Annotated in this window: 10 protein-coding genes; 1 reads left to right on the top strand and 9 read right to left on the bottom strand. The window is 40.4% G+C overall.

What is annotated here, in order from left to right:
- Positions 1 to 18: 18 nt before the first annotated feature.
- The 7 genes from hypD to pyrE form a co-directional block, all read right to left on the bottom strand.
- A complete protein-coding gene (gene hypD / locus Gferi_RS16245; protein WP_069978319.1) occupies positions 19 to 2,379 on the bottom strand; it encodes a trans-4-hydroxy-L-proline dehydratase in 2,361 nt (786 codons plus the stop codon).
- A 7-nt stretch (positions 2,380 to 2,386) separates the two neighbouring features.
- On the bottom strand, positions 2,387 to 3,289 hold the full coding sequence (locus Gferi_RS16240) for a glycyl-radical enzyme activating protein (RefSeq protein WP_069978317.1): 903 nt from the start codon (positions 3,287 to 3,289) through the stop codon (positions 2,387 to 2,389).
- Positions 3,290 to 3,576: 287 nt separating this feature from the next.
- Positions 3,577 to 5,067, bottom strand: a complete 1,491-nt coding sequence (locus tag Gferi_RS16235) for a sodium-dependent transporter (protein ID WP_069978316.1) — start codon at positions 5,065 to 5,067, stop codon at positions 3,577 to 3,579.
- Positions 5,068 to 5,309: 242 nt separating this feature from the next.
- The gene (locus Gferi_RS16230; protein WP_069978309.1) at positions 5,310 to 6,734 is read right to left on the bottom strand and encodes a sigma-54 interaction domain-containing protein; all 1,425 of its coding nucleotides are present in this window, start codon (positions 6,732 to 6,734) and stop codon (positions 5,310 to 5,312) included.
- 578 nt (positions 6,735 to 7,312) lie between these two features.
- A complete protein-coding gene (locus Gferi_RS16225) occupies positions 7,313 to 7,999 on the bottom strand; it encodes an anaerobic ribonucleoside-triphosphate reductase activating protein (RefSeq protein WP_069978307.1) in 687 nt (228 codons plus the stop codon).
- Positions 8,000 to 8,016: 17 nt separating this feature from the next.
- A complete protein-coding gene (locus Gferi_RS16220) occupies positions 8,017 to 10,143 on the bottom strand; it encodes a ribonucleoside triphosphate reductase (RefSeq protein ID WP_069978305.1) in 2,127 nt (708 codons plus the stop codon).
- 215 nt (positions 10,144 to 10,358) lie between these two features.
- Positions 10,359 to 10,994, bottom strand: coding sequence for an orotate phosphoribosyltransferase (pyrE, locus tag Gferi_RS16215; RefSeq protein ID WP_069978304.1), 636 nt, complete (start codon positions 10,992 to 10,994; stop codon positions 10,359 to 10,361).
- Between the two features lie 351 nt (positions 10,995 to 11,345).
- Here pyrE and ytaF point away from each other — a divergent pair, with 351 nt between their 5' ends.
- Positions 11,346 to 11,975 carry a sporulation membrane protein YtaF gene (gene ytaF, locus Gferi_RS16210; RefSeq protein WP_069978302.1) on the top strand — a complete coding sequence of 210 codons (630 nt, stop codon included), beginning with the start codon at positions 11,346 to 11,348 and terminating at the stop codon, positions 11,973 to 11,975.
- Positions 11,976 to 12,013: 38 nt separating this feature from the next.
- Here ytaF and Gferi_RS16205 read toward each other — a convergent pair whose 3' ends face one another.
- Positions 12,014 to 12,943, bottom strand: coding sequence for an ABC transporter permease (locus tag Gferi_RS16205; RefSeq protein WP_069978300.1), 930 nt, complete (start codon positions 12,941 to 12,943; stop codon positions 12,014 to 12,016).
- Positions 12,936 to 14,045 carry an ABC transporter permease gene (locus tag Gferi_RS16200; protein WP_069978298.1) on the bottom strand — a complete coding sequence of 370 codons (1,110 nt, stop codon included), beginning with the start codon at positions 14,043 to 14,045 and terminating at the stop codon, positions 12,936 to 12,938. The genes Gferi_RS16205 and Gferi_RS16200 overlap by 8 nt, the downstream gene beginning before the upstream one ends.
- Positions 14,046 to 14,054 lie beyond the last annotated feature (9 nt).

The raw sequence follows: 14,054 nt of genomic DNA, 5'->3' as shown, positions 1-14,054 counted from the left end.
CACATTGGTTAAATGTATTTAAAAGCTCATATGCTCTGTTCTTGCAATGATCTCGTCTTGGAGTCCTTTATTGAGGTTATTGAAATAATCACTATAGCCGGCAACCCTTACAATCAGATTCTTGTATTTTTCAGGATTTTTTTGAGCATCCCTTAAGATATTCCCATCTACGATGTTAAGTTGTATATGGTGCCCATCCAGCTTAAAATAGGCTCTGATTAGATCTTTTACTTTTACCAGTCCGTCTTCTCCACGCACCACACTGGGGGTGAATTTTTGATTTAACAGGGTTCCGCCTGTTCTTAGATGATCCATTTTGGATGCTGATTTTATAACCGCTGTGGGTCCATGCTTATCGGCTCCCTGAACTGGAGAAATCCCTTCAGACAACGGAATTCCAGCCTTTCTGCCATCCGGTGTGGCCCCTACAACTGCACCAAAATATACATGGCAGGTAGTCGGAAGCATCTCTATCCGATAGGTTCCGCCGGTTACAGTAGGTCTGCCGTTTACTTCCTCATAGAAGGCATTAAATATCTCAAGCATAATTTCATCTGCATAATCATCATCATTGCCATACTTCGGTGTTTTGTTTAAGAATAATTGACGTTCTTTTTCGTATCCATCGAAATCTGCTTTTAATGCCGCTAGCATCCTTTCCATGGATAAATTGTTTTTATCAAAAATGTGGTACTGAATAGAAGATAGGCAATCTGTAATGCTTCCAATTCCAACGCCCTGTATATATCTGGAATTATATCTGGCACCACCGGCATTATAATCCTTTGCATTCTGAATACAATCATCAATGATTACAGACATAAATGGAGAAGGCATATACTCCGCGTACAACTTTTCGATAATATTGTTTCCTCTGACCTTAATTTCAACAAAATGGTGAAGCTGCCTTTTAAATGCATCGATCAACCGCTCTAAGGATTGGAAGTCCCTTGGATCTCCTGTCTCAATGCCGATCTTCTTTCCTGTTCGGGGATCAATCCCGTTATGCAATGTTATTTCTAAAATTTTAACTAAATTTAGATATCCCGTCAGAATATATGCTTCTTTACCAAAAGCTCCAACTTCTACGCATCCGCTGGTTCCGCCGCATCTGGCATCTACCAAAGATTTTCCCTGGCGAAGCAATTCTTGAATGACTGCATCTGCATTAAAAACAGAGGGAAATCCCATTCCCTGGCGGATTACTTCAGCAGCTTTTATAACAAATCTATCAGGATTCTTTTTACTTATCTGTACATTTGTGCTCGGTTGGAGAATTTTCATGTCTTTAATGACATCTAACAGCAGATAGGAAACCTCGTTTACACCATCTGACCCGTCAGCTTTTACTCCTCCGATGTTGATGTTGCAGAAATCTGTATAGGTTCCGCTTTCCTCTAAAGTAATCCCCACCTTAGGCGGCGCTGGTTGATTGTTAACTTTTACCCAAAAGCATTCTAATATTTCTTTAGCCTTTTCTGCGCTCAATGTTCCTTCTGCTACTTCTTTTTTGTAGAATGGATATAAATGCTGATCCAGTCTTCCCGGACAAAAAGAGTCCCACGTATTGAGTTCAGTGATTACCCCTAAGTGAACAAACCAATACATTTGCACTGCTTCTCTGAAATTTCTTGGCGGATTTGCCGGCACGTGGCTGCATACCGATGCAATTTCTTCCAGTTCTCTTTTTCTTTCAGGATTCATTTCTTTTTTTGCTAATTCTAAAGCTTTATTTCCGTGTCTGCGGGCATAGGTGATAATCGCATCACAACAGATAAGCATCGCTTTTAATTGTTCCTGCTTTTTATAGGCTTCACTGTCATTGTAGTAGTCAATTGTTTCAAGGGCTTTTTCAATATCTTTTTTAAAGTCTAAAAATCCTTTTGTGTAAATCTTCCCGTCCAATACAGTGTGGCCAGGAGCTCTTTGTTCCATAAATTCTGTAAAAATTCCAGCTTCATAACAATCTTTCCACTGGCTGGTCATCTGATCAAACAATAAGTCCCGAATTGATTTTCCGCTCCAGTATGGCATAATCTTTTCCTCATGGACTTTTCGGACTGCATCACTTACCTTAAAGGAAATCTTTTCTCGGTCGTTCATAATCTGCAAATCTTCCATCGTATGGCAGCAAAGTTCCGGATAGGTAGGCGTTGATTGAGGTGCGGGCCCCCGTTCTCCAACAATTAACTCTCCTTCGTTAATACATATTTCTTTATTTTCCATTAAATACTGAAAAGTCAATGCCCTTAATACCGGAATAGAAACTTTTCCTGCATACCGCTGATAAGCTTCTGTTACCAGTTCAGCCCTTTCTATAGATATATGGGGTATTGCCGTAACACTTTGTTCCCTTAATTTTGCTACTCTTTCATTCATGAATACATCATCCTCCAATCCTCACTTTTAGTCCACAAGATTTCAGGTTTTGGGCTATTTCGTTCATACATCTATCTGAAGGAGTCTGAATATCCGGCAGGCCATAGGTTTTACCCAGTCTCCTGTATTTATCCATCGCAATATTATGGTATGGCAGCAGATATATTTCTCTTAGCTTCAGTGAATCCATTAGGCTTCCTATTTCTGCTATGTTCTGGTCGTCATCATTGATCCCTGGTATAATAGGCACTCTGATCCAAATCCTTTTACCTTCTGCCACAAGTTTTTTTAAATTATCTAATATCGGCCTGTTCGATACGCCTGTCAAGGCCATGTGTTTCTGATCGTTCATGTGTTTGATATCATATAAAAACAATTCTACATGTGAAGATATTTTAGAAAGTATTTCCCAGGACGAATATCCAGAGGTATCTAATGCAGTGTGGATTTCAACTTCCCTGCATCTATGGAGTACCTCATGAAGAAATTCTGACTGCATCAAAGGCTCTCCTCCGGAAAAAGTTACACCACCGCCGGATTCCTCATAAAAGATCCGATCTTTTTCAATCTCCTTCATTAGATCTTCTGCTGTCATAGTCTTCCCAATCATCTCTATGGCTTCAGCAGGACAGTTTATTGCGCAATTCCCACACAAACTACACTTATTATTATCTTTTATCCGTTGACCTTGAATACTTGAAATTGCTTTACCTATACAGCCCTTATAGCAATCTCCACAACCGATGCACTTATCCGGTGAAAAGAGGATCTCCTGTTGAATACTCTGGCTTTCAGGATTATGACACCACCAGCAATTCAGTGGGCACCCCTTTAGGAATACGGTAGTTCTTATTCCCGGTCCATCATGTATAGCGTACTTTTGAATATTAAAGATCGTTCCGATTGTCAAATCAATCACCTCAAGTAAAAGTCATAATTGCCGCAGTTCATTATTCCTTTGAAAGCTTTTAAAGATGAATCCTTGATGACATATTAGCATTTCCTATTTATTCGCTCAATCAAGGATTCACCTTCAAGTTCATTCTGTCGGATCTATAAAGAGCCGAAGATAAAATTATTCCTGAGATTTTGTTTTTTCCTTATTTGCAGCTAAATTGGCAAAATATATAAATCCCCCTAAGTTTATGCCCAGCAATAGAATCATCCATAATACGGTTTGCATCTGCTCATCCTCCTCTATTCACTTTTTGCAGTACCCATTGGGGAGCTATCTTTTATCCAATTAGCCAGCCAGTTATTCGCAAGATAGAATAATATGCCTGTAATAACCCATTGGGCCACAACGGTTCCAACACTATCTACTACAAAGGGATTCCACCAGTCCTCCGGGTGCCATATAATGGATTGATAAGTCCACCAGCCTACAACAATGGCCAGCAGAACCGGGAAAATCCTTACACAGTAGTTAAACCATTTTCCAACATAAATATCGCTGCATGAATTAATGATTTCATTACGGAAACGGTCTACACCATATTTATATACGGCCATGGCAAAGAATAGGCCGCTCACCAGCAACCCTATACCCCATACCCAATCCTGATTATTTAGTATATCGATACTGTAAGCAGATGGAACACCCAGTATAAATACGCCTACACATACTATAATTGTAGATTTTTCCCTTGAAAATCCTGCATTTACAAAGTTTCTTACAATAACTTCTGTTTGTGGTATAATGGATGTTAATGCTGCAAGAGATAATGCCAAGAAAAAGATTATAGAAATCATTCTTCCTGCAGGAATATTAGAGAACAGCTTTGCTATGTACACAAAAGTAAGACCATAATTTCCGGCTGACAGGGCTTCGACAGCTGCCCCTTCACTGGCTGAGAGAGCGAAGACTGCCGGTAAAACAGCTAGTGCAGCGGTCAATGCCCCCAGCGCATCTCCAAAAGTAATCATAAAACTATTCACAGCAATGTCTTCGTTTTTCTTAAAATAATTTGCATAGGTTAACATCATCGCCCAACCTGCACCAGCAGACCAAGCCGATTGTGTAAGGGCATTCAGCCACAGCTTTGAAGTCCCCAGAGCGGCCCATTCAGGCACAAATAAATACTTTAAGCCTACAGATGAACCGGGTTGGGATATAGCCCATACGGCGGCGATAATAAGGGAAATAAACAAAGTAGGTATTGCAACTTTACCAATTGCCTCAAGGCCATTTTTAACACCTCTATAAATAACAAATCCAGTTAGAAGTACTGCAATTCCGTGGAAGAGTATGGTTTCACCGGGAGAATTCACAAAGTTTTCCCATAGCGCAGCAGAATCAAACCCCGGCTTCATAACTCCTTGTACAGCATAAACAAAATATCTCATTGCATAGCCAAATACTACAGCATAGTAAAAGGTGATAGCAGCACAGACAAAGGTAATCCATCCTCCAAGCCACGTTTTATTCTTCCCATAAAAATCTCTAAAAGATCCTATGGCGCCCAATCGGGTTGTCTTTCCGATTCCCATTTCCATCATCAGCAGGGGAACAACCCAAATCAGATTCGTAATTGTATAAGCCAAGATAAAAGAACCTCCATGATTGCTTCCTACAATACGCGGGAATCTCCAAATATTCCCCGTACCGACAGCCATACCCATAGCAGCTAAAATAAAACCTAACCGACTGCCCCATTGTTCATTCTTATGGGTGTTTTTTTGACTCATAAACAACCTCCTTATCTTATCTCTATTCTTTGAAAAACACCGATCCTCCTTCCATTTTCAAATTTTAATCATTTATTTTTAAATGGATATATTAGCAACTTACGTGCCAAATATTTAACAATTTGAAAAATACTGAAAAATGCACCATTTTAGCTTTATTCATTTTTTTACAAACAAAAACGTCCCAAAGTTGGGACGCAATAAGACGACTTTTGTTACATCGTCCCAATTTTGAGACGTTTTTATATTTTGGTTTGCCACATAATTTTGTATTTTTTAACCTTATTGTGTAATGTTTGTCTCGGTATCTTTAGGAGTCTGGCTGCCTTGGCACAATTGCCGTTCGTATTTTCAATGGCTTTTTGGATTAGCTCCCTTTCATATCGGTCTAATGCCTCAGACAAAGGCGGAATATCCTCTGGTCTGGCCGATTCAAGCCTTATAGTTTGTCCCTGTTTCATGCCGTTGAAAATATGCTGTGGGATATCCTCTAAGGCAATGATATCCCCTTCTATAAAGTTCATGGTACTTTCTAATGCATACTTGAGTTCTCTTACATTTCCCGGCCAAATATAGCTGCATAAGGCTTCTATCGTTTTTGCTGAAATATCTTTTACCTTTTTATTTAATTTTTTATTATACATATTAATAAAAAAGTTTATGAGCATTGGAATGTCTTCTCTTCGTTCCCTTAAAGGGAGTATATTCAAATTGATAACATTCAGCCGGTAATACAAATCTTGCCTTAGGATCTTTTTTTCAACTGCCTTCAAGGGGTCTTCATTCGTAGAAGCTATAATTCTTACATCTACGGTTATGGTATTTGTGCCTCCTACTCTCCGGATAATTCCATCCTGCAGCACCCGCAGCAATTTCCCTTGAAGTTCTATATCCATGGAATTAATCTCATCTAGAAAAAGAGTTCCTCCATCTGCCAGTTCAAACAATCCAGGTTTATCTTTTGCACCTGTAAAACTGCCGGAGGCAGTCCCAAACAAAATGCTTTCCAGTAAGCTTTTAGGCAGTGCCGCACAATTTTGCGCAATGAAAGGCTTATTTTTCCTAAATCGACTGGCATTGTGAATAGCTTGTACCAATAATTCCTTTCCGGTTCCTGTTTCTCCGTAAACCAATACAGGAGAACTGCTGTCTGCGATTTTTAGCGCCTTTTCCTTCAGCTTTTTTATCCCACTGCTTTCACCAATGATATCCTCAAATGTATAAACCGTTCCATTGCCTTTATATATTTTTTCAGTACCATTCTTTTTGAATAATTGGGATTGAAGATTTGATATTTTTTCAGACAGTTCCTTTACTTGGGTAAAGTCCCGGTATATTTCTAAAGCGCCTACCAATTCTCCTTTTTTCATCAAAGGGATTGTGGAGGTTACAGTTGAAACCTTTTTACCCTGAAAATTCATATAGGTTTGTACATAGTCAATGATCGGTTCTTTATTTTTTAATACATTATAAAATGTGCTGGTTTCCGGCGTCAAATCTGGAAATATCTCTAGAATATTTTTACCAATGGCAATTTCCGGTGTTATTCCCGCAATATTTGTGGCCGGTTCATTGTAGAAGGTCACATTTGCATCTGTATCTACTACCAAGATCCCTTCATCCAGCTGTTTTAGTATGGATGCCAATAGGAATTTGTAATCCACCATATCATTCCCCCTCGCATATCCCTATGATTTTCTTTGTAACTTCGCTATAGAAAATAGAAAATCCTTCATATTGGTCAATGCATATTGAGTAGATAGATAAGTCACATTAAGTGCATTACATCCGCTTTCATCGTTCAACTTCTGTGGCGGTCGGAGAGGATTCTCCGCCCCTACATATATTTCCCTACTGTAGGGGCGACCTGTGGTCGTCCGCTTAAGATGTATATCGGGCGACCTCAGGTCGCCCCTACGGAGGGATGTCTTTTGAGCATAAATATAGATTCCGTATAGGGGCATTGATCCGCTTTCATCGTTCAACTTCTGTGACGGTCGGAGAAGATTCTACGACCCTACATATATTTCCCTATTATAGGGTCGACCTGTGGTCGTCCGCTTAAGATATGTATCGTGAGAACACAGGTCTCCCCTACGGGAATATTTTTTCATGAGCAATAATTTGGCGGCACAGTGTGCGCCCGCCTTCTATCCTATTCTTTATCTGCTGCATACGAAGAACAAAACATTCCCATAAATAACCTGGAGCAGTTTTTTTCACCGCCCCAGGTCTTAGGTCTCTTCTATTTTCTTATCTTCAGGATTTCAAAATAATCCTTGGTTTCTCTTTCTATCTCTTCTAAAGTATTTATATCAAAAGGATGAAACCGGCCTGCTCCTCCTAGGACGGTTTCCCCATCCCGGAAGTTTTGCAGGGTATAACGTCTGCTTCCCTTGATAAATGATGCAATTTCTAAGATATCTGTTTTCGTCAACAGCTCCTTGCACACGGTTGTGCGAAATTCATAATCAATCCCTGCATGCTGTATCAACAGGATGCTTTGCCTAATATCTTCGATGCTCACCTGTACGCCTGCAACATCCGCATACAGGTACAGCGGCGCCTTTATATCCATGGCAATATAGTCCAGCAGCTTCTCTTGAAGCAACTGTTCAAGCATCTGGGGATTCGTACCATTCGTATCTAACTTTACCAAAAGCCCTTGCGCTCTAACCTTTCGGATAAAATCACATAATCCTTCATAAAGGGTTGGTTCTCCTCCAGAAATACAAACCCCGTCAATATATTTCTTCCGCTTTCTCAGAAACTGAAATACCTCTTCTTCTTTTATAGGATTGCCCTGCATCTTCACCAAAGGACCATTGTGACAGTAAGGACACTTAAAGTTACATCCTCCTACGAAGTATACGGTACAGATTTTGTCTGGATAGTCTACCAGCGAAGTTTTCTCTTGTCCTAGAAACTGCATTCCTTCTCACCCAATCTTTAGCACACTCTGCAAGCACAGTCCACTTCTTCTATCGCCTCAAGGTTTTCTTTATATTCAAATTCTTCCCGATCCTTGAATTCTTCCTGCTTTCCTTTATTCCAGGATTGTACCGGCCTATGGAAGCCTACAACTCTGGACCACACCTCTGCTTCCCTTCCGCAGTGCGGGCATTGGAAATGCTCTCCTGATAAGTAGCCATGCTCATCACAGATGGAGAAGGTTGGTGTAATCGTTATGTAAGGGATGCTGCTGTTTTCCATAAGCCTCTTAATCAGCAGTTTACAGCTCTCAATGTTTTCGAGTTCTTCTCCAATGAAACCATGCAGTACAGTTCCGCCTGTATATAATGTTTGAAGCTTTTCCTGTCTCTCTACGGCTTCGAAAATATCTTTCGTAAAGTTTACAGGCAGCTGTGTTGAGTTTGTATAATAGGGCTCATCCTTGCCTTGAGTAAAAATATTTGGATACATCTTCTTATCCAAACGGGCAAACCGGTAAGCTGCTCCTTCTGCCGGAGCTGCCTCAAGATTCCATAAGCTGCCTGTTTCTTCCTGGAAGATTTGGATCACACGATTCATAAATTCCATGACCTCAACAGCAAATTCATTTCCTTCTTCTGTAGTAATATCTGCACCCAGCAGGTTAATACATGCTTCATTCATTCCATTTAAACCGATGGTTGAGAAGTGATTTTTGAAATATTGTCCCATGCCATCCTTTACGCCTTGCAGGTAGAATCTGGAGTAAGGATATAACCCCGCATCCATATATTTTTCCAGCACATCCCGCTTACTTTCGCAAATTTCTTTGGCCAATTCCATTAACTCCCTTACTTTTCTTTTAAACTCTTCCGGTGTGGAAGACAAATAGCCGATTCTGGCCATATTTAAGGTTACTACGTTAATAGAGCCGGTTAAAGGATTTGCGCCAAAAAGACCTCCGCCTCTTTTTCTCAGCTCACGATTATCTAATCTCAGGCGGCAGCACATAGATCGAATATCTTCAGGAGACAAATCAGCGTTAAGAAAATTGGCAAAATAAGGGGTGCCAAACTTTCTGGTCATTTCCATGACTGCATTAACTACCTCCGAATCCCATGGAAAATCATGAGTAATATTAATCGTAGGGATTGGGAAACTGAATGCTCTGCCGGCACCGTCTCCCTCCATCATCACTTCACAATATGCTTTGTTAAACATATCCATCTCTTTTTGGAATTCTCCATAAGTTTTCTCCATGGACTGTCCGCCAATAATGGCCGGCATGTTTTTCAACAAAGGATGTGGTATAATATCTAAGGTTATATTGGTAAAGGGGGTTTGGAAACCTACCCGGGTTGGCACATTTAGATTAAATACAAATCGCTGGACGGCCTTTTTAACTTGGGCATAATTCAATTCATCGTAGTAAATAAAAGGCGCTAAATATGTATCAATGCTGGACACCGCTTGGGCACCTGCAGATTCCCCTTGAAGGGTATAAAGTAAATTGACCAGCTGCCCCAAGGCTGACTCAAAATGCTTAGGTGGTTTAGATTCAATCTTTCCTTTTGCACCTTTAAAGCCTTTTCTCAAAAATTCCTCTAGATCCCATCCACAGCAGTATGGTGCCAATAATCCCAAATCATGTATATGTAAATCCCCTCTTATGTGGGCATCTCTTAACTCTTTTCGATAAATTTTATTTAACCAATATTTCTTCGTAATGCTTTCAACGATATGATTATTTAATCCTTGTAAGGAAAAACCCATGTTGGCATTCTCGTAAACCCGCCAATCCTCCAGATTAACATATTCCTCGATCATTCTCTCTGCATCCATGAAAAGATTCTTTACTTCACGAATCTCTTCATGCTTTTTTCGATAAAGAATAAAAGCTTTGGCTGTTTTTGCATGTCCTTCTTCAATTAGAACTTTTTCCACAACATCTTGTATATCCTCTACCATTGGTATGCTTGCACCGTAGGTTTCATTGATAATTTCTACGACCATTTTTGTAAGCCTTTGTGCTACCATTTCATCTTTTCCACCAACAGATTTGGCTGCTGCAAATATTGCCGACTTAATTTTTCCTCCATCAAAATCGACAATCTCGCCATTTCTCTTCTGAACCTTAGTTATCACTTCGTACCCCTCCTGTTGTGCTGCTTTTTTCCTATCGTACTACATATTGTATATTATGCATCAAAATGGCCAAACATGACAATAATTCCATGGCCCTATTTACTCTAAAAATCTGATGTATTTCTACATTATCTCAGTCTTACGCAATCTGTCATAGATTTGAAATTTATTTGGCTTTTGGGGATTAAAATAGGCGGACACAAGGCCCGCCCCTATTATTTCTCTGTAAATATATAAGGATTTTTACTCCACTGTTCCAACAAGCTTATTTCTTTTTCCTCTAAAAGTCCTATTTCTTTTGCCAGCGGCAGTAAAATCTGATAACTGGTAAGCGTATGATACACTACACCTTCGCTGCTAAACAGTTGATCCAACTGATCAAATCCATAGCTAAAGATAGCCACAACCCCTAATACGTCAGCCCCTGCCTCTTGCAAGGCTTTAACTGCTTTCAGCGAGCTTCCTCCCGTAGAGAGCAAATCCTCTATAACTACCACTTTTTGTCCCTGCTGCACTTTACCTTCAATTTGATTTCCTCTTCCATGAACCTTTGCATTGCTTCTTACATAGGCCATGGGCAGATCCAGTTTTTGAGCCGTCCATGCAGCGTGTGGAATTCCTGCTGTTGCTGTTCCAACAAGCACCTCTGCTTCCGGATATTTTTCTCTAATTAATGCAGCAAAACCTTCTGCAATAGCCTCCCTTACCTGCGGATATGCCATAGTAAGACGATTATCACAATAAATAGGTGATTGAATCCCTGATGCCCATGTAAACAGATTTTGTGTGTCTCTTAGGGCAACTGCTTGGATTTCTAACAACATTTTTGCAATTCTCTTGCCTGTATTCATTTTTCTTCCTCCTTGTTAGCCTCACCGGACTTCTTTTAAAGGTTTTTTTATCTTGTCAATCTTACCATGACAAAAGCCAAGTGTCAAACAATCCTATCTCTCAAATTTACCTTTTTCCCCAAAAAAAATCCACACGGTTCCCTTTTTTCCCAATTAGCTTATCTGCAGCCCCTGTCTCTGGTTATATTGAAGGAATCCTTAGCCTATAAGATAACCGATTTCGCTTATATTGCATACGCTATAGATGAGAGCACAGTTGAAGATATAAATATTTTTATAAGATGTGAACGGTTAACTTTTTATTTCATACAATAGAAGTAACAAACTATGTTTTCTGAATGGAGGGAAGCCATGTTTATCTATCCTATCCTGCTTGCCATATCCATTAGCATAGATACCTTTGGCATTGGAGTAACCTACGGAATGAAACGAATTAAAGTACCTTTCCAATCATTACTTCTGATCAATATGGTATCTGTCTTATCACTCTTTATAGCTTTTGCTTTAGGCAATCTGCTTTTAACATTTATTACAGTTTTTCAGGCAAAGTTAATCAGTTCATCACTAGTTCTTTTGTTAGGATTTTTCTTTCTAATTCAGGCCTATTTAGATTGTCGCTTTCCCGCTAAAAACGGGCAAAAGATGATTAAGAAGATCTCCATTAAAGCCCTAGGCATTGTCATCAACATCATTCGAGATCCAATAAGCGGCGACAGCGACCATTCCGGAACAATAGAGCCCAAGGAAGCCATGTATATTGGTGTGGCATTGGCAGTGGATGCCTTTACCATTGGCGTGGCTATATCCATCATAAAAATTCATATGCTTAGTTTTATCGCAGCAATTTTCATCATCAATATTCTCTTTTTCAGGATTGGAGAATTTTTGGGAAAAAAGATTGGACACATAACACGCGAACACATTTTAAAGTATATTTCTGCTACCATACTTATCTTCCTTGGACTAATACGTCTCATTTAAAAGCTTCCGGTTTCATAACCGGAAGCTTTTTTCAATCATTATCGTTCTTCCCTGGAATAGCTTACTCCAAGTGCCGCTGGTGGTGCTACATTGCGTTTATTCTTGGCGGAAATAAACACCAAAACTGCAATGGTAAATATATAAGGAATCATTTTCATAAAGAAGGGAGATAGAGTGATCCCAAAGGTTTGGGCTCTAAATCCTAGAATGTCCAGTCCTCCAAAAATATAAGCACCCAGCATTGCCCGGAGTGGATTCCATAAAGCAAATATTACAAGCGCAACGGCAATCCAGCCCCGCCCTGCTGTCATATTTTCCAACCATGCAGGGGCATATGCCAAGGATAGATAGGCCCCACCTGCACCTGCCAGTACTCCTCCCAGCATTACATGAATATACTGCATTCTCGTTACACTTACTCCCAAAGAATCTGCTGCAGCCGGATTTTCTCCTACTGCTTTTAGCTTTAGACCCATGTTGGTTTTATACAAATAAATCCATACCAGGATTGCTAAAGCATAGCTTAAATAGATTAAGGCATCATGATCAAAAAATATTTTTCCCATATAGGGTATATTTACCAGGCCTGGAATGGGGATTTTTTGAAACTTTACAGGAGCCGGTATGCCGATCAAAGGCTTTCCGATAAAGCTGCTCAATCCTGTACCAAAAATCGTCAAGGCTAAACCGCTTACCACTTGGCTTGCCTTCAAATGTATGGTAAGAAATCCATGGATAAGGGAAATCATTGCTCCAGCAGCCATTGCTGCTAGGAAACCCATCCAAGGATTTCCCGTGATCACGGCTGCTTTAAAACCGCATACAGCACCGATCAACATCATTCCCTCTACACCTAAATTCAGATTGCCTGACTTTTCAGTTAAAAGTTCTCCCAAGGATGCATAGAAGATCGGTGTTCCTGCAGTTACTGCTGCTGCCAGCGTTGCAATCAACATGGTGTTATCCATGAACTTCGACCCCCTTTCGTACTACTTTCTTTTCTTCAGCAGACTTTTTAATCCAGCAGATTTGGTATTGGGTAAAGAACTCGGCCCCCAGCACGAAGAACAATATCAAACCCTGCATCATTACAGCAGTAGCAGCAGGCAAGCCGCTGGTCTGTACTGCATAACCTCCTACCAACATACCTCCGAATAAAAATGATACACCAATAGCTGCCATGGGATTTAGGCGTGACAGCCAAGCAATAATAATGGCGCTGTAGCCGTATCCTGGCGAGAAATTAGACTGGAGTCGATGTGTAATCCCTGCAAGCTCAGCCATCCCGGCGATGCCTGCGATCCCTCCGCTTATAGCCATAGCTAAAAGAATATTTCTTTTTACATTCATTCCTGCATACTTAGCTGCTTCACTGTTTTCTCCCGCCACGCGAATTTCATATCCCCACAGGGTCTTGTTGATGACTACATACAATACTACTGCCAGAAAAAGTGCGATAATAATTCCCATGTGCACTCTGCTTCTCCCGAAGGTAGGCAAAAAAGCAGATGGACTAAATTCAGGTGTAATTGGAAAATTAAAGCCTTTAGGGTCTTTCCATGGGCCGAATACCAAATAATCTACCCATAATATACCGATATAATTCATCATCAGTGTCATAATGGTTTCATTGGTTCCCCATAGGGCTCTCGGTATTGCTGGCAGCAAACCCCACACTGCACCGCCTAAAAATCCGGCTGCAGTCATCATCGGAATCAATAAATAGGCAGGCAGATGTCCAAGCTTCAATGCAACAGCAGCAGCAGCGATCCCCCCTACGTAAATCTGTCCCTCTGCACCAATATTCCAAAGCTTCATGCGAAAGGCTACGGAAATCCCTAAAGCAGCTAATAGAAGGGGAATTGTCTTTACGATGGTTTCATTGATACCATAAGAAGATCCAAAGGCACCTTCCAACATAGCTTTATAGACAGTGATGGGTGCATGGCCTGTAGACATCAGGAAGATGCCTCCTGCTATCAGTGCCAAAAAGATACCCACCAAGCGGATACCTGCTAGGGCATATTTATTTTGGATTTCTCTTTTCTCTACCTTAAATCGTCCATTCATAATCCTTCC

Source organism: Geosporobacter ferrireducens (genome assembly GCF_001750685.1).
Lineage (GTDB): Bacteria > Bacillota > Clostridia > Peptostreptococcales > Thermotaleaceae > Geosporobacter > Geosporobacter ferrireducens.
This window is presented reverse-complemented; position numbering and strand designations above follow the sequence as displayed.

Excerpts from the sequence above, each read along its gene's own strand:
- Gferi_RS16225 (WP_069978307.1), bottom strand. The coding sequence starts at position 7,999 with ATGCAGTTTCTAGGACAAGAGAAAACTTCGCTGGTAGACTATCCAGAC.
- Gferi_RS16230 (WP_069978309.1), bottom strand. The coding sequence starts at position 6,734 with ATGGTGGATTACAAATTCCTATTGGCATCCATACTAAAACAGCTGGAT.
- pyrE (WP_069978304.1), bottom strand. The coding sequence starts at position 10,994 with ATGAATACAGGCAAGAGAATTGCAAAAATGTTGTTAGAAATCCAAGCA.
- ytaF (WP_069978302.1), top strand. The coding sequence starts at position 11,346 with ATGTTTATCTATCCTATCCTGCTTGCCATATCCATTAGCATAGATACC.
- Gferi_RS16200 (WP_069978298.1), bottom strand. The coding sequence starts at position 14,045 with ATGAATGGACGATTTAAGGTAGAGAAAAGAGAAATCCAAAATAAATAT.
- hypD (WP_069978319.1), bottom strand. The coding sequence starts at position 2,379 with ATGAATGAAAGAGTAGCAAAATTAAGGGAACAAAGTGTTACGGCAATA.
- Gferi_RS16205 (WP_069978300.1), bottom strand. The coding sequence starts at position 12,943 with ATGGATAACACCATGTTGATTGCAACGCTGGCAGCAGCAGTAACTGCA.
- Gferi_RS16235 (WP_069978316.1), bottom strand. The coding sequence starts at position 5,067 with ATGAGTCAAAAAAACACCCATAAGAATGAACAATGGGGCAGTCGGTTA.